We start from the raw sequence: 19,677 nt of genomic DNA, 5'->3' as shown, positions 1-19,677 counted from the left end.
TGAAACAAGTTACAGAAAAAGACAAGATATGTAAACATCTTGTCTTTTTTGTCGTTACATTTTAGGAGCTTCCATTCCAGCCGCAGCCCATTCTTCTTTTGCGGGGCCATATACGCCAGGAACTGTTAAGCCAGCTTGTCGCATTAAAACCGTCATTTGTCCGCGGTGGTGATTTTGATGATTAATGAGTGTCATTAGAAATATAGAATTCGGCATAGGGCGACCAAAGAAGTCATTAATAGTAGCTAAGTCTTTATCAGTCCATTTACTTTGAAGTGTTTCAACAAAAGCCGCGTTTACTTTACGGTATTCATCTGCAATTGTTTTTGCAGAAGTTGGAACAGGATAATCTTTCAATTCTCCTTCAAACTTTAGCCCTGTGCCAGATAGTATAACAGGAATTGCCGTCACGATGTGCCAAGCAACTCTACCTAACGTCCAGTGCCCAGGTGCAATTTCTTGTGATAAAGATGCATCGGTTAATGAATCAAGCATTTTCTGAGTAGACTCTGCTTCGTATGTCCATGATTGCAAGAAGCCTTCAATTGTTTGGTACATAGTTATCCCTCCTATTTTTGTTCATAGATTAAATTCGTGAGAGATAGTATAATCCCTGTTCCATAAGAAATAATTACTTAAGCATTGCTACAATATGAAAACAATTAGAAAATATTTGTAAAAGTGTCAGGAAACGAATGTGCTCATTCGTATATATAATGAATAAAGAATTGGATAAAGAGTGGTGATAAGGGTGAAGGATATAGAAATAGTAGAAGGTCTTCGAAAACAAGATATGTTAGCATTACATACAGCAATTGATCGATATGGAGATTTAATTTATAAGGTAGTTCATAGTGTTTTAGATACGGCACAGAGTAAGGTGTTAGTGGATGAATGTGTTGACGATATTTTATTAATCGTTTGGTACAACATTAGTAGCTATGATGAAAATCGTGGGAAGTTTAGAAACTGGCTTATATCTGTCGCTAAGTTTAAAGCCATTGATTATAAACGAAAAAGTAATAAGGTTTATCAATTACAAGAGTTTCAGCAAGAAATATATGAAGATAGAAAAAATATCAATTTAACAAAAGAAGAGCGAGATTATAATTTTTACGTTTTAATTAAAGAATTGAATGAAGAAGATAAGAAAATTTTTATAAAAAGGTATTTAGATGAATATAGCGTACAAGAAATAGCGCTTGAATTCGGTATGACACGAGATACGGTATATAGTAGGCTTTCAAGAGGGAGAAAGAAATTGAAGAAGCTGCTGGGGGGGGAAAGGAATGAATAAAGAAAAGTTACTTCAGGAATTAAATAACTTACAGTATAGCGATAATTTTGTAGATGATTATAGAAATGATGAGAAAATAGATAAAAAGAAAATAGATCGTACAAAAGAAGTTGTAACAAAAACAATTTTAATGAAACGTTGTTATGAGGTTGTACAAGAAGAGTTACAGGGAAGCGAAGAGATTTTATATAGTATGCTTGCCGAAAATCATCGTGTGAAAAATTGGCAGACAGGCACAGCCATGACATTAGGGATAGGCGTTCTTGCAATGAACTTTGGTATTAATAATGTGTTAATCGTTACAAATAAACGGTTGTATGTGTTTTTTATGGATCGTTATTATAATGAAGTTGATTTAAAAGTATGTGTATTGAATGAAGTAGCTTATATGAAAACAATATTAGACCGTAAAGGTGGAAGTGAGTTTCTGCATATAAAGTATAAAAATGATAACGAATACGTATTATTGGGAAATGCTGATGATTACAGAGAGTTATTTCAAATAGTAGGTAGGTTGAAAATAGCGAATGGAATAGAATTGAGATTACAAGATAAGAAATTAAAGAGAAAGTTAACTTTAAAACGAAGTGTGTTCAATATAATCATGTATTCACTTGTTATATATATTATGTACAAAGCCTATGCTAATTTTATGCCATAATAGGAAAAGACGGCTTCACATATATGAAGCCGTCTTTTAATTAACCTTCTTCCCACTCTTCCTCATCAACCATAAGAAATAAGGCGCTCCAAGTACAGCGACGACAAGGCCAGAAGGGATTTCTTTCGGATATGCGATTGTACGTCCAAGTAAGTCAGCGACAGAAAGAAGGATTGCTCCAAATAGTGCTGAACAAACGAATAGTCTTTGATGGTTCATACCAACAACAATTCTTGCTAAGTGAGGTGCGACAAGGCCTAAAAAGGCAATTGTACCGACAGCAGCGATATTTACTGATGCAAGTAGTGTCGCTAGCACAATTAGAGCAAGACGTGTTTTATTTACTGGTTGCCCAAGTCCAGTTGCTAAATCGTCTCCCAGTACGAGAACGTCAAGTTGTTTTATTAAGAAAAAGATAATTAATACAAGAATTAGAGATGGATATAGAATGATATTTTCTAAGTGATTCCACCCTCTTGCATACGTACTGCCAGATAACCATGTTAAAGCAGCGGCAACATTCAAATTGGCTCTAACGATAAAGATTTGAATAATTGCTGAGCCAAGTGCAGAAATACCAATCCCTATTAAAGCAAGAGCTGTGGGGCTAAACCCTGATTTCCATGAGAAGAAGAGGACAATTCCTACTGCAAGTAGTCCACCAATAAATGCACCAATTGGTAGGAAGAAACCAGGAAGTGCAGGAAAGACATACATAACAGTTAAAGCACCGACACCAGCTCCCGATGAAATACCAATAATAGAAGGATCGGCAAGTGGGTTTCGTAGTATACCTTGGAAAACAAGCCCACTTATTGCAAGGCATGCACCAGCAATAGCGGCAACGAGCATTCTTGGTAATCGAAGATTCATCATCATGTTTTTGTCAAATTGTGTTAATTGACCTGATATAACATTTGTAATGCTTTCGATATAAGCGTTACTACCGATTGTAACACCAAGAGCAATCGTCACAATACAAAGTGTGATAGATATAATGATTACCTTTTTATAAGAGTAATAGCGGGAACTAGCTCCAGCTGCATTCGCACCGTTATCATTCATATATTGTTTCGACTTCATCATTCGATAAACTAAGTAAATAAGCCAAGGAGATCCAATCATTGCTGTGACTGCCCCAACAGGAAGTTCTGCACCGGTTGGATCTATTAATCTACCGACAACATCTGCTCCAAGCAATAATACTGCCCCCCATAAGAAAGAAGAGAGAAGAAGAGTAAAGTGTTGACGGTATCCGATAAGGCGCATTAAATGAGGTGCAACTAAGCCGACAAATCCAATTGGTCCAACAACAGTAACAATTACTGCTGTTAAAAAGATTGCAGCAATGAAGGCGATAAGACGTGTTACTGCTGTTTTTTCACCAAGAGAAACAGCAACATCATCACCAAGTAAGAGAATGTTGAGTTTACGAGATATAAATAGTAAAACTAGGAAAGAAATAATGATAAATGGAAAAGCAAATTGAACGCCATCCCAGTTATTTTGAATAAGAGATCCAGCTCCCCATAAAAATAAACCAGCTGTTTCATTTTCATAGAAAAGCTGCATCGTTCCGGTAAAGGCAGAGAGCATTAATGTAACGACCATACCAGCTAATGCCATTCTAAGTGGGGTTCCCTTTTTTCCACCAGAAATACGGTATACAAATAAAGCAGTAATAGCACCGCCGATAAATGTGAACAGAAGCGAATTAATTTGCAAGCCTTTCGGTAAGAAAATTGTAGCCGCTACTAGAAAGAAATATGCGCCAGAGTGAATACCCATTGTACTGGATTCAGCAAGTGGATTTTTCGTTAACGTTTGTAAAATAACCCCTGATGCAGCAAGAGCACCTCCAGCTAAAATGGCAATTACAGCTCTAGGTAATCGAAGCATGATTAAAGTTTGATGTTCTAGCGATTGGTTCGGTGAGATAAGAGCATCAATAATCATACTATAGGAAATGTTTGCTTGACCTTGTCCGATATGAATAAAGAAAAGGAGGAGCAAGAGAGCTGCTCCTCCTCCGAATACAAGACTTGCTCGAAGTGTATGTTGTAAGCTATTCATCGTGTAATCACTTCTTCGCTGTCATTACATCTGCTACTTGTGTTGCTAAAGATGTTGCAGACTCAGGACCACCGAAAATCCAAGTGTCGCCTTTTAATTTATACATTTTGTTTTCTTTTTTGAACTTTAATTCTTCCCAAGCAGGGTTGCCTTTTAGTTGCGTGTCAAAAATGTTATCTTCATCCGCTACAATGTAAATGAAGTTTGAATCTTGTACACTTTGTAATGATTCTACAGTTGTTTGTTTGAAACCATCTGGCTCAGATTTTCCTGCTTCAAAAGTATTTGTTAAACCTAATTTTTTTGTAACTTGTAAAGCTAAAGAATTGTCAGTTAAGATACGGAACGTTGGTACGTTTTTAGCAGTAAATGCTTGTGCCATTGCGATGTTTTTATCTTTTAAGTCTGCTTTCTCAATTTTTGCTTTTGCATCAGCGAATGCTTTATCCATATCAGCTAATACTTTTTTACCTTCTTCTTCTTTTCCAACTGCTGTTGCAATTTGTTTAAATGTTTCTGTCATTTCAGCAAAGTGATCATTATTGCTTGTTGATGGATCAAACATAACTGTTGGTGCAATTTGCTCTAATTCATTTTTAATTGCTTTACCACGGAATGAAGCTGTGATAATTAAGTCTGGTTTTAAACGGCTAATTTCTTCTAAGTTTGGTTGTTGACGTGTCCCTACATCTACAACATCTTTACTTGGTTTTGTTTTTGTATTTACCCATTTATTATAATTCTTAATGTCTGCCATCCCTACTGGCTGAACACCAAGTGCTAATAAGTCTTCTGAATATACCCACTCAAGTACAACTACTTTTTTCGCTGGTTTATCTAACTTCGTTTCCCCTTCAGCGTGTTTAATTGTTATAGCTTGATTTTTATTGTCCGCTTTTGTTTCTTTTTTCTCCTCTTTTTGCTGTCCGCATCCAACAGCGAATAGAAGAACTACTATGAAAATACTGAGAATTTTCTTCATCTTCTGCCCCCAAATTAAGTGTTTTTTGTAACTAGTACCATAAGTGAAAATGGTTATCAATTACAACACCCAAATCATACTATGAGGGTATTTTAAGTGTCAATATATTTTTAAAATTTTGACGAAAAATAACGAATTATACGGATTTTTATATATTATAGTCGCTATTTATGAAGAATAAGCCTCTTTACTAAAAATATTGGCGAATGTGGAAAGTTTAAATGGGAAAGTGGCTGTGTACGATAGTGTAATGTGTATTGTTAATAGTCTGTGGAGATAAGGCGAAAGTACAAGCAAAAGGAGAGTGAATCGCATGTAATAATTACTAGAATGTATGGAGGAAATCTGTGTTTTATCCCCGACTAGGCAAAGTATTTCTTTGTTATTTAGATAGGTGTTTTTTAAGTCGGTGATTGCGCTAAAAAGATCGAATGTAAAGGAAGTGATCAACATGTCTTCATGGAGCAATAACGTAAATGGATATTGTGGGTGTAATAATCAAAATGGTGTACATGTTGATTCATGCTGTTTTAGTTGCGATGGGACAGTTCCTAAGGTTGGTCCAACCGGTCCGACGGGGGCAACAGGTGGCACAGGCCCAACGGGGGCGACAGGAGTAACAGGCGACACAGGTCCAACGGGAGCAATAGGCCCAACGGGAGCGACGGGAGTAACAGGCGATACAGGGGCAACAGGTCCAACGGGAGCGACAGGAATAACAGGAGCAACGGGTTCAACAGGTCCAACGGGAGCGACAGGAATAACAGGAGCAACGGGTTCAACAGGTCCAACAGGAGCGACAGGAATAACAGGAGCAACGGGTCCAACGGGAGCGACGGGAATAACAGGAACAACGGGTCCAACGGGAGCGACAGGAGCAACGGGTCCAACAGGAGCGACAGGAATAACAGGAGCAACGGGTTCAACAGGTCCAACAGGAGCGACAGGAATAACAGGAGCAACGGGTTCAACAGGTCCAACGGGAGCGACGGGAATAACAGGAACAACGGGTTCAACAGGTTCAACAGGTACAAGTATCACGGCGACATATGCATTTGCAAATAATACGTCAGGAACAGCGATATCAGTACTTCTAGGTGGAACGAATGTCCCGCTTCCGAATAATCAAAATATCGGTCCAGGTATTACGGTTTCCGGGGGAAATACAGTATTTACGGTTGCAAATGCTGGAAATTACTATATTTCATATTCGATTAATATAACGGCTTCATTATTAGTTAGTTCACGGATTACAATCAATGGAGCACCACTTGCCGGAACAATCAATTCTCCTGCTGTAGCGACCACATCATTTAGCGCAACAATCATTACAACTCTTGCAGCAGGAGATGCTATTAGCTTGCAATTATTTGGTTTGTTAGCTGTCGCAACATTATCAACAACTACCCCAGGAGCGGTATTAACAATTATAAGATTAAGTTAATGACAAACTCTCTTACTCTTTTAAGATTAAGAGAGTTTCTACATATAATAAGAAGTTAATGAAGTAAAGCATAGTTATACAAAAGTCAGAATATTATGATTGTAACGCTATGGTGACTATAATATAATGAAAATAACCATCATGAATGAACATTCATTTATTTTTTATGTATTTGAAGGGGGAATGAAGGTGGAAAAATCATGGTTGAAAAGTTATCCAGAGGAAATTCCGAGTACGATTTCTTATGATATTCAGCCGCTTCATAGATATGTAGAACAGATGGCTTCTCGCTACCCAGAAAAGAAAGCGCTTCACTTTTTGGGGAAGGATATTACGTTTTCGGACTTCCATGATAAGGTGAAGCGGTTTGCAAATTATCTTCAAAAACTCGGTGTGGAAAAGGGTGATCGAGTTGCTATTATGTTGCCGAATTGTCCGCAAGCTGTAATTGGTTATTACGGTACATTACTTGCGGGAGGTATCGTAGTACAAACCAATCCACTGTATACAGAAAGGGAATTAGAATATCAGCTTCATGACTCGGGAGCAAAAGTAATTCTTTGTCTCGATTTAGTGTTTCCAAGAGTAACGAATGTTCAATCTGCTACAAAAATTGAGCATATTATCGTAACTCGTATTGCAGACTTTTTACCATTCCCTAAAAATCTATTGTATCCATTTGTGCAGAAAAAACAATCGAATTTAGTTGTGAAAGTATCAGAGAGTGAAACAATTCATCTTTGGAATTCAGTAGAAAAAGAAGTGAATACGAATGTTGAGGTGCCTTGTGATCCTGAAAATGATCTAGCTCTTTTACAGTACACAGGAGGAACAACCGGATTTCCGAAAGGAGTTATGTTAACGCATAAAAACCTCGTCTCTAACACGTTAATGGGAGTTCAATGGTTATATAATTGCAAAGAAGGAGAAGAAGTCGTTCTTGGGGTTCTTCCATTTTTCCATGTTTATGGTATGACAGCTGTTATGAATTTAAGTATTATGCAAGGATACAAAATGGTCCTTATTCCAAAGTTTGATATGAAAATGGTTTTTGAAGCGATTAAGAAGCATAAAGTGACATTGTTTCCAGGGGCACCAACTATTTATATCGCTCTTTTAAATAGTCCGCTTTTAAAAGAATACGATATTTCTTCTATTCGTGCTTGTATTAGTGGATCAGCACCACTGCCAGTAGAAGTACAGGAAAAGTTCGAAAAAGTTACAGGTGGTAAACTAGTAGAGGGATATGGTTTAACAGAATCCTCTCCGGTTACACATAGTAATTTTTTATGGGAAAAGCGAGTGCCAGGTAGCATCGGAGTTCCGTGGCCAGATACAGAAGCAATTATTATGTCGCTTGAAACTGGTGAGGCATTACCGCCAGGAGAAATAGGTGAAATTGTAGTGAAAGGCCCTCAAATTATGAAAGGATATTGGAATAAGCCAGAGGAAACAGCGGCTGTATTGCAAGATGGCTGGCTCCATACAGGTGATGTTGGCTACATGGATGAAGATGGGTTCTTCTATGTAAAAGATCGCAAGAAAGATATGATTGTCGCGAGTGGATTTAATGTGTATCCTCGTGAAGTTGAAGAAGTATTATATGAGCATGAAAAAGTGCAAGAAGTAGTGACAATTGGAGTTCCAGATCCGTACCGAGGAGAGACAGTTAAAGCATTTGTTGTGTTAAAAGAAGGTACGGAATGCTCTGAGGAAGAATTAAATCAGTTTGCACGTAAATATTTAGCGGCTTATAAAGTTCCGAAAGTATATGAGTTTAGAGATGAATTGCCGAAAACGACAGTAGGGAAAATTTTGCGCCGTGTTCTAATAGATGAAGAGAAGAGAAAGAATGAGGATGAGCAAACGGGCTAAGGCCCTTTCTTTTTGAAAAAATAGGATTGACACTTTTCTAAATAGTCAGTATTATAAGAATATGAATGACTATTCATTCAGTCATCTTCTTGAAGGGGACAGTAAAGTGAAGAAAAATAGACCGAAATACAATCAAATTATTGATGCGGCAGTCATTGTGATTGCGGAGAATGGGTACCACCAAGCGCAAGTTTCTAAAATCGCAAAGCAAGCTGGGGTAGCTGATGGCACGATTTATTTATATTTTAAAAATAAAGAAGATATATTAATATCCTTATTCCAAGAGAAGATGGGAGAATTTGTCGAAACAATTCGTCAAAAAACAGCAGGAATTGAAAGCGCTGTATCGAAGTTATTCATGTTGGTAGAAACGCACTTCTTGCTGTTGTCGCAAAATGATCCGCTTGCTATCGTTACGCAATTAGAGCTAAGGCAGTCCAATCAAGACTTGCGCCTTAAAATAAATGAAGTATTAAAAGGCTACTTACAAGTTATGGATGAGATTTTAGAGACTGGTATAAAACAAGGTGAATTTCAAGCAGATTTAAATGTTCGCGTGGCAAGACAAATGATCTTTGGAACAGTAGATGAAGTTGTGACCAATTGGGTAATGAGCGATCATAAGTATGATCTGGTCGCACTTTCAAAAACGGTACACGGGCTACTTATTGCAGCTTGTGGTTATCGTCAATAATGGGAGGGATCATGTTGAAATTCCTATCTGTAAGAGTTGAAGATCATATCGCGGTGGCGACGTTAAATCACGCACCAGCGAATGCGATGTCTTCACAAGTTATGCATGACGTTACTGAATTAATTGATCAAGTGGAAAAGGATGATAACATTCGTGTTGTTGTTATTCACGGTGAAGGACGTTTTTTCTCAGCAGGAGCAGATATTAAAGAATTTACATCTGTTACTGAAGCGAAGCAAGCAACAGAATTAGCACAGCTTGGACAAGTTACGTTTGAGCGTGTTGAAAAATGTTCAAAACCAGTTATTGCGGCAATTCATGGAGCGGCACTGGGCGGCGGCCTTGAGTTTGCTATGTCTTGCCACATGCGCTTTGCAACTGAAAGTGCAAAACTTGGTTTACCTGAATTAACACTTGGATTAATTCCTGGCTTTGCAGGTACACAGCGCTTACCACGTTATGTTGGGAAAGCGAAAGCTTGTGAAATGATGTTAACAAGTACACCAATTACTGGTGCAGAAGCATTAAAGTGGGGACTTGTTAACGGATTGTTCTCTGAAGAATCATTTTTAGATGATACGCTTAAAGTTGCAAAACAAATTGCTGGAAAAAGTCCAGCAACAACTCGTGCTGTACTAGAGTTATTGCAAACGACAAAATCGTCTCATTACTATGAAGGTGTACAACGTGAATCACAAATTTTTGGTGAAGTATTTACGAGTGAAGATGGAAGAGAAGGTGTAGCCGCATTTTTAGAAAAGCGTAAACCTTCATTTAGTGGCAGGTAGTTCAATTATTTTTTTAATATAAATTAACAGAAAATTAAAATTGATAGAATCTTTCTGAAAAACAAGGGGGTAAATGGAATGAACATCTACGTACTCATGAAACGAACATTTGATACAGAAGAAAAAATCGTAATTAAAAACGGTGCAATTTACGATGGCGAAGCGGAATTCATCATCAACCCTTACGATGAATATGCAATTGAAGAAGCAATTCAAGTAAGAGACGCACAAGGTGGAGAAGTTACAGTTGTAACAGTCGGTGGCGAAGATAGTGAGAAAGAACTTCGTACTGCATTAGCAATGGGCTGTGATAAAGCGGTATTAATTAATATTGAAGATGATGTAGAAAATGGTGACCAGTTCACGACAGCAAAAGTACTTGCTGAGTATTTAAAAGATAAAGATGCAGATTTAATTTTAGGCGGAAACGTTGCAATTGATGGTGCATCTGGACAAGTAGGGCCACGCGTAGCTGAAGCGTTAAATATTCCATATGTAACGACAATTACAAAACTTGAAATTGACGGTACAAATGTGAAGATTGAGCGTGATGTTGAAGGTGATACAGAAGTGATTGCAACTTCATTACCAGTTTTAGTAACAGCACAGCAAGGTTTAAATGAACCTCGTTACCCATCGCTTCCAGGTATTATGAAAGCGAAGAAAAAGCCACTAGAAGAATTAGAATTAGATGATTTAGATTTAGAAGAAGATGATGTGGAAGCAAAGACAAAAACAATTGAAATCTATTTGCCTCCTAAGAAAGATGCAGGAAAAGTGTTACAAGGCGAGCTGCAAGATCAAGTAAAAGAACTTGTATCGTTGCTCCATACAGAAGCGAAAGTAATCTAATAAAATACGAAATTATATATGCAGGAGGGAAAATCTATGGCTCGTAAAGTATTAGTAATGGGTGAAGTTCGTGATGGATCGCTACGTAACGTTTCGTTTGAAGCGGTAGCAGCAGCAAAAACAATTGCAGAAGGCGGTGAAGTAGTAGGTCTTCTAATTGGAGACAGCGTTGCCTCTTTTGCAAATGAATTGATTCATTACGGTGCAGATCGCGTTGTGACAGTTGAAAATGATAAATTAAAATCATATACATCTGATGGTTATGCACAAGCGTTTTTAGCTGTACATGCTGAAGAAAATCCAGAAGGTATTGTCTTTGGACATACGGCACTTGGTAAAGATTTATCACCAAAATTAGCAGCGAAGCTTGAAGCTGGTTTAGTTTCTGACGTAACTGCTTTAGAGGTTGAAGGTGGAAATGTTATCTTCACTCGTCCAATTTACTCTGGTAAAGCATTCGAGAAGAAGATTGTAACAGACGGCATCTTATTTGCAACAGTGCGTCCAAATAACATTGCAACTCTGGAAAAAGATGAGTCTCGCAGCGGTGACGTATCTTCTATTACAGTTGATGTGAAAGATTTACGTACAATTATTCAAGATGTTGTCCGTAAAACAGCAGAAGGTGTGGATCTTTCTGAAGCGAAAGTTATTATCGCTGGCGGACGCGGTGTGAAGAGTGAAGAAGGATTTAAACCATTAAAAGAGTTAGCTGACGTACTAGGCGGCGCTGTTGGGGCATCTCGTGGTGCTTGTGACGCTGAATACTGTGAGTACTCATTACAAATTGGTCAAACTGGTAAAGTTGTTACGCCAGACTTATACATTGCATGTGGTATTTCTGGTGCGATTCAGCATTTAGCAGGTATGTCTAACTCAAAAATAATCGTTGCGATTAATAAAGATCCAGAAGCAAGTATCTTCAAAGTAGCTGACTACGGTATTGTTGGTGACTTGTTCGAAGTTGTACCTCTTTTAACAGAAGAGTTTAAAAAGTTAAAAGTACATTCATGATTTAAGTACCCTTGAGTTCCAAGTGAAGTACCCCTATATATAGAAAAAGGTGAGAGATCCCCTGTCTCTCATCTTTTTAGTATTTAATCCATATTTTTATATAGTATAAAGGAACATTTTTTTGTTACAATACATAACGATACATATTATTCGCCACGTATATAAGTTAATGATATACTCTTGGTAGAATATACTTGAAGGAGGAAATAAAATGGCAATTGTAAACGCAAATGACCAAAGCTTCGCAGCTGAAACTAGCGAAGGTGTTGTATTATTAGATTTCTGGGCACCTTGGTGTGGACCTTGTAAAATGATCGCTCCTGTATTAGAGGAAATCGATGCAGAACTAGGCGAAAAAGTAAAAGTAGTAAAAGTAGATGTTGATGAGAACCAAGAAACTGCTCGTCAATTCGAAGTAATGAGCATTCCAGCTCTTTTCGTATTAAAAGACGGTAAAGTAGTTGATCAAACGTTAGGTTACAAACCGAAAGAAGCGTTAGTAGAATTAGTTTCTAAACATTTCTAAAATAAAAAAGCTACCAGTTGGTAGCTTTTTTTATTTTCTTTTTTACAGTCTTTCCGTTACAATAAAAGAACGTATGTTGGGTGTTTGAGCATAGTATGTTTTCAAGGGAAAATAAAAATGCTAAGTATGTAGAAATGGAGGGAGACGAGTGCACGAACATTTGAAAGAGAAGTTGGCTATTTTACCAGATCAACCTGGTTGTTATTTGATGAAAGATAAGCAAGGAACGGTTATATATGTTGGAAAGGCAAAAGTGCTTAAAAATCGTGTGCGCTCGTACTTTACTGGTTCACATGATGGGAAAACACTGCGGCTTGTAGGAGAAATTGTTGATTTTGAATATATCGTAACCTCTTCGAATTTAGAAGCACTTATTTTAGAGTTAAATCTAATTAAAAAATATGATCCGAAATATAATATTCAATTAAAAGATGATAAAACATATCCTTTTATTAAAATTACGGCGGAGAAGCAACCGCGCTTACTCATTACTCGAAATGTAAAAAAGGATAAAGGAAAGTATTTTGGTCCTTATCCAAATGCACAATCTGCTCATGAAACGAAAAAACTACTAGATCGTATGTATCCACTTCGGAAATGTACGAATATGCCAGATAAAGTTTGTTTGTATTATCATATGGGTCAATGCTTAGCGCCGTGTGTGAAAGAAGTGACGGAAGAACAAAATAAAGAAATTGTAGATGAAATTATTAAGTTTTTAAATGGTGGACATAAAGAAGTTCGTTCAGAATTAGAAGTAAAAATGTATGAGGCCTCAGAGAAACTAGAGTTTGAACGTGCAAAAGAGTTGCGTGATCAAATTGCTCATATTGATGCGATTATGGAAAAACAAAAGATGATTATGAGTGACTTAGTGGATCGTGATGTGTTTGGATATGCAGTGGATAAAGGATGGATGTGTGTTCAAGTTTTCTTCGTTCGAAAAGGAAAGCTAATTGAACGTGATGTTTCTATGTTTCCAATTTACGATGAACCAGAAGAGGGCTTTTTAACGTTTATCGGCCAATTTTATGAAAACAGTAGTCATTTTAAGCCGAAGGAAATTGTCGTTCCAGGAAGTATAGACTCGGAATTAGTAGAGCGCTTTTTAGAAGTAGAAGCGACACAGCCGAAACGTGGTAAGAAAAAAGACCTTGTAGAATTAGCAAATAAAAACGCGAAAATTGCTCTTGAAGAGAAGTTTTACTTAATTGAACGTGATGAAGAACGAACGATTAAAGCAGTAGATCATTTAGGGAAGCAGCTTGGGATTGAAACGCCGTATCGTATTGAAGCGTTTGATAACTCAAATATTCAAGGAACAAATCCTGTTTCTGCAATGATTGCTTTTATCGATGGGAAACCGGCGAAGAAAGAGTATCGAAAATATAAAATTAAAACGGTTCAAGGACCAGACGATTATGAGTCTATGAGAGAAGTTGTGAGGCGCCGTTATACAAGGGCCCTTAAAGAAAATTCACCTTTACCTGATTTGATTATTATTGATGGAGGAAAAGGCCATCTAGCGGCTGCAAGTGATATTCTAGAGAATGAGCTCGGATTATATATTCCGATGGCAGGTCTTGTGAAAGATGATAAACATAAAACCTCCCATTTAATTATTGGGGACCCACCGGAACCTGTGATGCTTGAGAGAAATAGCCAAGAATTTTATTTATTGCAGCGTATTCAAGATGAGGTGCATCGATTTGCGATTACATTCCATCGTCAATTACATGGGAAATCTGTCATTCAATCAGCATTGGATGACATTCCAGGAATAGGTGATAAACGGAAAAAGGTATTGTTAAAACATTTTGGTTCATTAAAGAAGATGAAAGAAGCTTCTATAGAGGAATTTGTCGAAGCGGGTATGCCGAAAAATGTCGCGGAGACGATTTATACGTATTTAACAGATAAGAAGACGTTGTAGTTTACAACGTCTTCTGTTTTTTGGTATAATTTCTGAAGATTTAAAATAAATGCATCTGAATGAAAATACAAAAAAGTCAACTAAACTGATATGTCTAGTTGACTGTAGGTAATGCTTACACTTCAATGAGATCTTTTATATCCCATTTTACAAGAAATGTAATAGAGTCAGAACGTTTTTTCTTTTCTTCGTATGACTCTGCAACGACGTTCCGTTGCTTTTGAATTTGTTCAGCGATGAATCCAGCTTCTAGTTGATAAGAAGAATGTCGTTTTTGTTTTTGACGTTCTGCAATGAGTGTGCCTTTAAGTTGGAACTGCATTTCACGACGCTTATGTTCAATAATGCTTAAAGTGCCCCAGCCAGCTTTTTCAAAGAACTGAATGACTTCTTCAATTGTTTCTAGCGGATATTTTCTTGCAAGGTTTCTACCAGACCAGTATAAAATACCATCTAAATCGTTGCCGATTAAATCAGGTAGTAATTCTTCACGTAGCAATTCATAAGCGAAGGCGTTCAATGAAACATCTTCTAAAGATGTTATATCGATTGTATTTTTACTCACAATATTCCCCTCTTTCTATAGGGATTATTATATAACATTTTTCATTTATAAAAACAGATTTTTCTTTAGGGAAATCTGAATATCTAAGAAGAAAAAAAGAATTGCCAAATTATATGCAAATTATGTATACGTTTTCTTGACGCTTCGACAAAAATAGGGGTAAAATGAACTTGTTATCAAATTATGCTGAAATATTTCGAATAATTTTTTCAGTTTTTCTTATGCCAATAGTGAAAAAACATTATTGTTATAAATTAATCTGAAAACAGCAGTCAAACATTCAAGGGGGTAATGGGGACATGAAAGGCCGCGAGTATACGTTTCGTAAGTGGCACTCATTAATGGGGGTCATCCCGGTTGGTGTCTTTTTGACGCAACATCTAATTGTAAACAACTTTGCAACAAGAGGAGCAGAGGCTTTTAACAAGGCTGCAGGCTTTATGGAGCTCCTTCCATTCCGGTATGCGCTAGAAATTTTCATCATCTTTTTACCGATACTGTACCATGCTATATATGGCTTATATATTGCATTTACAGCTAAGAACAATGCGGTTTCTTACGGTTATTTCCGTAACTGGATGTTCGTTTTCCAAAGAATTTCAGGTATCGTTACGCTGATTTTCATTTCTTGGCACGTCTGGGAAACTCGTATTCAAGCAATGTTAGGTAAAGAGGTAAACTATGATATGATGGCAGATATTTTAAACAATCCAGCTATGTTTGCATTCTACTTAGTTGGTGTTGTTTCAACAATTTTCCACTTTGCAAATGGACTATGGACATTCTGCATCAGCTGGGGAATTACAGTATCTCCACGTTCACAAAGAATCTCTACTTATGTAACATTAGCTATTTTCTTAGGTCTATCTTATGTAGGTGTGAGTGCATTATTAGCGTTCATCGATCCACAGCTAGCAAATCAGTAAGGAGTGGGAGAGCATGAAAGGGAAACTTATAGTAGTCGGCGGTGGCTTGGCTGGCTTAATGGCAACGATTAAAGCGGCAGAAGCAGGAGTAAATGTTGAACTGTTTTCTTTAGTACCAGTAAAACGTTCACATTCTGTATGTGCTCAGGGCGGAATTAACGGTGCCGTAAATACGAAAGGTGAAGGGGATTCTCCATGGATCCACTTTGACGATACAATTTATGGTGGGGACTTCTTAGCGAACCAACCACCAGTTAAAGCAATGTGTGAAGCAGCACCTGGTATCATTCATTTAATGGACCGTATGGGTGTTATGTTCAACCGTACGGAAGAAGGACTTCTTGATTTCCGTCGATTTGGTGGAACGCAACATCACCGTACAGCATTTGCTGGTGCAACAACTGGACAGCAATTACTTTACGCATTAGATGAGCAAGTACGTCGTCACGAAGTAGCAGGACTTGTAACGAAATATGAAGGCTGGGATTTCTTACGAGCTGTTGTTGATGATGAAGGTGTGTGCCGAGGAATCGTTGCACAAGACTTACAAACTATGGAGATTAAAAGTTTCGGAGCTGATGCCGTGATTATGGCAACAGGGGGCCCTGGTATCATTTTCGGAAAATCAACAAACTCCATTATTAATACAGGTACAGCAGCTTCTGCTGTATATCAACAAGGTGCATATTATGCAAATGGTGAGTTCATTCAAATTCACCCAACGGCAATTCCTGGAGACGATAAATTACGTCTTATGAGTGAATCTGCACGTGGTGAAGGTGGACGTGTTTGGACATATAAAGATGGTAAACCATGGTACTTCTTAGAAGAAAAATATCCGGCTTACGGAAACCTTGTACCTCGTGATATCGCAACGCGTGAAATCTTTGATGTTTGCGTAGAGCAAAAACTAGGTATTAACGGTGAAAACATGGTGTACTTAGATCTTTCTCATAAAGATCCGAAAGAACTAGATATTAAACTTGGTGGAATTATTGAAATCTATGAGAAATTTACAGGGGATGATCCTCGTAAACTACCAATGAAAATCTTCCCAGCTGTTCACTATTCAATGGGTGGACTATGGGTTGACTATAAGCAAATGACTAGTATTCCAGGTTTATTTGCAGCAGGTGAGTGTGATTATTCTATGCACGGTGGTAACCGCCTTGGTGCAAACTCACTATTATCAGCAATTTACGGTGGTATGGTAGCAGGACCAAACGCAATTGAATATATGAAAGGTCTTTCTAAATCATCAGATGCTGTTTCATCTACTGTATATGAGCAAAATGAATTAATCGAAACAGAGAAATTTAACAATATTTTAACGATGGATGGTAATGAAAATGCATATGTTCTTCATAAAGAGCTTGGAGAATGGATGACAGATAACGTTACAGTAGTTCGTGAAAATAAAAAGTTATTAGAAACAGATGCGAAAATTGAAGAGTTAATGGATCGTTACAAACGTATTAACATTAACGATACAGCGAGATGGAGTAACCAAGGTGCTTCATTTACACGTCAACTTGCAAATATGTTTGAGTTAGCACGTGTTATTACAATTGGCGCATATAACCGTAATGAGAGCCGCGGGGCGCATTACAAACCTGAATTCCCAAATCGTGATGATGCAAACTTCTTAAAAACTACTATGGCAAAATTTGAAGGAGAAGGAAATGCACCAGCATTCCATTACGAAGACGTTGATGTTTCATTAATTAAACCACGTAAACGTGATTATTCTTCAAAACATGATGTAGCTGCTAAGGGTGAAGAGAAGGGGGATAAACAACATGTCTGAGAAAACAATCCGCCTCATCATTACGAGACAAGATGGACCAGATGCACAAGAGTTTGACCAAGAGTTTGAAATTCCATATCGTCCTAATATGAATATTATTTCGGCGCTTATGGAAATTCGTCGTAATCCTGTTGATTCAAAAGGAAACCAAACAACTCCGATCGCATGGGATATGAACTGCTTAGAGGAAGTATGCGGTGCATGTTCGATGGTTATTAACGGAAAGCCACGTCAATCATGTACGGCTCTTATTGACCAATTAGAACAGCCAATTCGCTTAAAGCCGATGAAGACATTCCCAGTTGTACGTGATTTACAAGTTGATCGCAGTCGCATGTTTAATGCTCTAAAACGCGTTAAAGCTTGGATTCCAATTGATGGTACGTATGACTTAGGTCCAGGACCAAGAATGCCTGAGAAAAAGCGTCAATGGGCTTATGAGCTTTCAAAATGTATGACATGTGGTGTTTGCTTAGAATCATGTCCAAACGTAAACAGTAAGTCTGACTTTATTGGACCAGCGCCGTTATCACAAGCTCGTTTATTCAACTCACATCCAACGGGTGAAATGCATAAAGCAGATCGCTTACGTGCAATTATGGGAGATGGAGGACTAGCAAACTGTGGTAACTCTCAAAACTGTGTGCAATCATGTCCGAAGGGTATTCCTTTAACAACTTCAATTGCGGCATTAAACCGTGATACAACAATTCAATCGTTCAAAGATTTCTTTGGTAGCGATAATAACTATTAATAAATATTGCCTCTTCATCTTGAAGGGGCAATATTTATAACTTCATTTTTCAGTTTATTCTGTTTTTTTGGCAGGAAGGGGAGATAGCGTTGAAGAGAATTTCTTATATTGAAGACTTCGAGAAATGGGAAAGTGGTTTTTCATTTTACAATCCTGTAAAGGTTCGTTTTGGTGAAGTAGATATGTTTGGACATGTAAATAATGTCGTTGCTTTTACTTATTTTGAAGAAGCTCGTATCGCGTTGTTTAAAGAACTTGGATTTATGCAAGAGTGGACACATGCATCATCAGAAACGATGATCGTTGTTGCGGATTTACAATGTAATTTTATTAAGCAAATATATTTTGATGAACAGTTGAAGGTGTATGTAAAGGCAGGATCGGTTGGGAACTCTTCTTTAGATCTACATTATATGGTGAAGAATGCAGAAGGAGAGGTTTGTTTAGTAGGTCGTGGAATGATGGTTCAAGCGTCGAAAAAAACAGGAAGAGGCGAACCATGGCCTGAAGAATGGAAGAAGAAATTACTACAATGATAGAGTGAAAGAAAAATAAGAGAGCAATTTGCTCTCTTATTTTTTGTCTTCCATCGCTTCTTCTAATGTTAAGTGATGTTTATATAGGTATGTAGCGTATGGATTACCAACGTAGCGTAAGTGCCATGGTTCATATGCATATTCTGTTGTATCTGTTTTATCTTCTAAGTAACGAATGACAAAGCCGAATTCATGAGCGTGTTCCGCGACCCATTTTCCTTCTGCTGTCTCCCCGAAAATAGGCTCTAATTGAAATTTAGCTGTTTTTGAACTAATATCCATTGCTAAACCCGTTTGGTGTTCACTCGTACCAGGAATTGCGCTTACTGAATTAGCCTCAGCTTTTCCTTGACGCCTAACGTATGTATCATGCAACGATTTTTGGCGTTTGTATGAACGATAACCAGATACAGCTGTAAGATCAAGCCCTTCTTTTTTCGCAGCTTTGAACATGTTTTCAAGTGCCTCTGCAGCATCTTTGCGTAGCAATGTTTTTTCTTTATCTTTTGGACTAGCAAATGGTACGTTTGGTCTCGTTAAGTCTTCAGGAATGTATCCATCTGGTAGTTTTCGATGTTTATTAATTAAGACAAGATTAGATTTTGGATTTGTTACAACTGAAAAGTTATTGTCTATTTTCTTTGCATTATGATCAGCTTTTGGAAAAGCAGGAATCTCTTCTTTTGGGTGGTTAGTATGTTTTTGACTTTCGACAGCTTTCGCTTCATTATGTAGTGGTGATTTAGAACCAAAGTAAGTGAAAGATGTGATACCGATTACAATAGTAGTGGCAGAAATAATTATTATCTTTTTCATAATGCCTTGTAATCACAGTCCCTTCTTAATAAAATGTGTATCGTTTTTTTATTATAAGTCTAGTTTGTTGGAAAAGGAATATAAGAGTCATAACGTAATAGAAATGCAAAGAAAATGTCAGAAAATGTGTGAAT

19 protein-coding genes are annotated in these 19,677 nt (G+C 37.4%); 14 read left to right on the top strand and 5 right to left on the bottom strand.

Annotated elements, in window-relative coordinates:
- Positions 1–54: 54 nt before the first annotated feature.
- Positions 55–558 (bottom strand): DinB family protein, encoded by a 504-nt coding sequence (locus AC1Q51_RS09870; RefSeq protein ID WP_000284979.1) that lies wholly within the window; start codon positions 556–558, stop codon positions 55–57.
- A 235-nt stretch (positions 559–793) separates the two neighbouring features.
- Between AC1Q51_RS09870 and AC1Q51_RS09865 the strand changes: the two genes are divergently transcribed.
- Positions 794–1,297, top strand: a complete 504-nt coding sequence (locus AC1Q51_RS09865) for a sigma-70 family RNA polymerase sigma factor (protein ID WP_492331478.1) — start codon at positions 794–796, stop codon at positions 1,295–1,297.
- Entirely contained in the window at positions 1,290–1,958 is a 669-nt protein-coding gene (locus tag AC1Q51_RS09860) for a septation ring formation regulator EzrA (RefSeq protein WP_090976972.1), read from the top strand. Before AC1Q51_RS09865 ends, AC1Q51_RS09860 begins: the two co-directional genes overlap by 8 nt.
- Before the next feature lie 36 nt (positions 1,959–1,994).
- Here AC1Q51_RS09860 and fhuB read toward each other — a convergent pair whose 3' ends face one another.
- Entirely contained in the window at positions 1,995–4,031 is a 2,037-nt protein-coding gene (gene fhuB, locus AC1Q51_RS09855; RefSeq protein ID WP_063548720.1) for a Fe(3+)-hydroxamate ABC transporter permease FhuB, read from the bottom strand.
- 7 nt (positions 4,032–4,038) lie between these two features.
- A complete protein-coding gene (locus AC1Q51_RS09850; protein ID WP_492331477.1) occupies positions 4,039–5,013 on the bottom strand; it encodes an ABC transporter substrate-binding protein in 975 nt (324 codons plus the stop codon).
- A gap of 451 nt (positions 5,014–5,464) precedes the next feature.
- On the opposite strand from AC1Q51_RS09850, the gene AC1Q51_RS09845 reads away from it, so the two are divergent.
- From AC1Q51_RS09845 to uvrC, 8 genes are all read left to right on the top strand, one after another.
- A complete protein-coding gene (locus AC1Q51_RS09845) occupies positions 5,465–6,457 on the top strand; it encodes a BclA C-terminal domain-containing protein (protein ID WP_492331476.1) in 993 nt (330 codons plus the stop codon).
- A 189-nt stretch (positions 6,458–6,646) separates the two neighbouring features.
- Positions 6,647–8,332, top strand: coding sequence for a long-chain-fatty-acid--CoA ligase (locus AC1Q51_RS09840; RefSeq protein WP_063548716.1), 1,686 nt, complete (start codon positions 6,647–6,649; stop codon positions 8,330–8,332).
- Between the two features lie 106 nt (positions 8,333–8,438).
- Positions 8,439–9,026 carry a fatty acid metabolism transcriptional regulator FadR gene (fadR, locus tag AC1Q51_RS09835; RefSeq protein WP_000742223.1) on the top strand — a complete coding sequence of 196 codons (588 nt, stop codon included), beginning with the start codon at positions 8,439–8,441 and terminating at the stop codon, positions 9,024–9,026.
- Between the two features lie 11 nt (positions 9,027–9,037).
- A complete protein-coding gene (locus AC1Q51_RS09830; protein ID WP_000911291.1) occupies positions 9,038–9,814 on the top strand; it encodes an enoyl-CoA hydratase in 777 nt (258 codons plus the stop codon).
- Positions 9,815–9,892: 78 nt separating this feature from the next.
- On the top strand, positions 9,893–10,666 hold the full coding sequence (gene etfB / locus AC1Q51_RS09825; protein WP_001029028.1) for an electron transfer flavoprotein subunit beta: 774 nt from the start codon (positions 9,893–9,895) through the stop codon (positions 10,664–10,666).
- Between the two features lie 36 nt (positions 10,667–10,702).
- Positions 10,703–11,680, top strand: a complete 978-nt coding sequence (etfA, locus tag AC1Q51_RS09820) for an electron transfer flavoprotein subunit alpha (RefSeq protein WP_000101946.1) — start codon at positions 10,703–10,705, stop codon at positions 11,678–11,680.
- 211 nt (positions 11,681–11,891) lie between these two features.
- Positions 11,892–12,206: a thioredoxin gene (gene trxA / locus AC1Q51_RS09815; RefSeq protein WP_001018944.1), complete on the top strand. Its 315-nt coding sequence runs from the start codon at positions 11,892–11,894 to the stop codon at positions 12,204–12,206.
- A gap of 148 nt (positions 12,207–12,354) precedes the next feature.
- Positions 12,355–14,139 carry an excinuclease ABC subunit C gene (gene uvrC / locus AC1Q51_RS09810; protein ID WP_000544300.1) on the top strand — a complete coding sequence of 595 codons (1,785 nt, stop codon included), beginning with the start codon at positions 12,355–12,357 and terminating at the stop codon, positions 14,137–14,139.
- Positions 14,140–14,254: 115 nt separating this feature from the next.
- On the opposite strand, the gene AC1Q51_RS09805 is transcribed toward uvrC, so the two are convergent.
- Positions 14,255–14,704, bottom strand: a complete 450-nt coding sequence (locus tag AC1Q51_RS09805; RefSeq protein WP_000042214.1) for a YslB family protein — start codon at positions 14,702–14,704, stop codon at positions 14,255–14,257.
- Between the two features lie 299 nt (positions 14,705–15,003).
- Here AC1Q51_RS09805 and sdhC point away from each other — a divergent pair, with 299 nt between their 5' ends.
- The 4 genes from sdhC to AC1Q51_RS09785 all read left to right on the top strand — a co-directional run bounded on the left by sdhC (position 15,004) and on the right by AC1Q51_RS09785 (position 18,727).
- Entirely contained in the window at positions 15,004–15,630 is a 627-nt protein-coding gene (gene sdhC, locus AC1Q51_RS09800) for a succinate dehydrogenase cytochrome B558 (RefSeq protein ID WP_000678354.1), read from the top strand.
- Positions 15,631–15,643: 13 nt separating this feature from the next.
- Entirely contained in the window at positions 15,644–17,437 is a 1,794-nt protein-coding gene (gene sdhA / locus AC1Q51_RS09795) for a succinate dehydrogenase flavoprotein subunit (RefSeq protein WP_000676743.1), read from the top strand.
- A complete protein-coding gene (gene sdhB / locus AC1Q51_RS09790) occupies positions 17,430–18,191 on the top strand; it encodes a succinate dehydrogenase iron-sulfur subunit (protein ID WP_001291830.1) in 762 nt (253 codons plus the stop codon). Before sdhA ends, sdhB begins: the two co-directional genes overlap by 8 nt.
- An 89-nt stretch (positions 18,192–18,280) precedes the next feature.
- Positions 18,281–18,727, top strand: coding sequence for an acyl-CoA thioesterase (locus AC1Q51_RS09785; protein WP_000822727.1), 447 nt, complete (start codon positions 18,281–18,283; stop codon positions 18,725–18,727).
- 36 nt (positions 18,728–18,763) lie between these two features.
- Here AC1Q51_RS09785 and AC1Q51_RS09780 read toward each other — a convergent pair whose 3' ends face one another.
- Positions 18,764–19,543, bottom strand: a complete 780-nt coding sequence (locus tag AC1Q51_RS09780; protein ID WP_000720211.1) for a M15 family metallopeptidase — start codon at positions 19,541–19,543, stop codon at positions 18,764–18,766.
- Positions 19,544–19,677: the final 134 nt, after the last annotated feature.

This window comes from Bacillus sp. MT94 (assembly GCF_058792475.1).
Note: the sequence above shows the minus strand (reverse complement) of the source record. Positions and strands in the feature narration are given on the sequence as shown.

What these genes read in the sequence shown, in the direction of transcription:
- AC1Q51_RS09870 (WP_000284979.1), bottom strand. Translation starts at nt 558, where the DNA reads ATGTACCAAACAATTGAAGGCTTCTTGCAATCATGGACATACGAAGCA.
- AC1Q51_RS09865 (WP_492331478.1), top strand. Translation starts at nt 794, where the DNA reads ATGTTAGCATTACATACAGCAATTGATCGATATGGAGATTTAATTTAT.
- AC1Q51_RS09860 (WP_090976972.1), top strand. Translation starts at nt 1,290, where the DNA reads ATGAATAAAGAAAAGTTACTTCAGGAATTAAATAACTTACAGTATAGC.
- fhuB (WP_063548720.1), bottom strand. Translation starts at nt 4,031, where the DNA reads ATGAATAGCTTACAACATACACTTCGAGCAAGTCTTGTATTCGGAGGA.
- AC1Q51_RS09850 (WP_492331477.1), bottom strand. Translation starts at nt 5,013, where the DNA reads ATGAAGAAAATTCTCAGTATTTTCATAGTAGTTCTTCTATTCGCTGTT.
- AC1Q51_RS09845 (WP_492331476.1), top strand. Translation starts at nt 5,465, where the DNA reads ATGTCTTCATGGAGCAATAACGTAAATGGATATTGTGGGTGTAATAAT.
- AC1Q51_RS09830 (WP_000911291.1), top strand. Translation starts at nt 9,038, where the DNA reads ATGTTGAAATTCCTATCTGTAAGAGTTGAAGATCATATCGCGGTGGCG.
- etfB (WP_001029028.1), top strand. Translation starts at nt 9,893, where the DNA reads ATGAACATCTACGTACTCATGAAACGAACATTTGATACAGAAGAAAAA.
- etfA (WP_000101946.1), top strand. Translation starts at nt 10,703, where the DNA reads ATGGCTCGTAAAGTATTAGTAATGGGTGAAGTTCGTGATGGATCGCTA.
- trxA (WP_001018944.1), top strand. Translation starts at nt 11,892, where the DNA reads ATGGCAATTGTAAACGCAAATGACCAAAGCTTCGCAGCTGAAACTAGC.
- sdhC (WP_000678354.1), top strand. Translation starts at nt 15,004, where the DNA reads ATGAAAGGCCGCGAGTATACGTTTCGTAAGTGGCACTCATTAATGGGG.
- sdhA (WP_000676743.1), top strand. Translation starts at nt 15,644, where the DNA reads ATGAAAGGGAAACTTATAGTAGTCGGCGGTGGCTTGGCTGGCTTAATG.
- sdhB (WP_001291830.1), top strand. Translation starts at nt 17,430, where the DNA reads ATGTCTGAGAAAACAATCCGCCTCATCATTACGAGACAAGATGGACCA.
- AC1Q51_RS09780 (WP_000720211.1), bottom strand. Translation starts at nt 19,543, where the DNA reads ATGAAAAAGATAATAATTATTTCTGCCACTACTATTGTAATCGGTATC.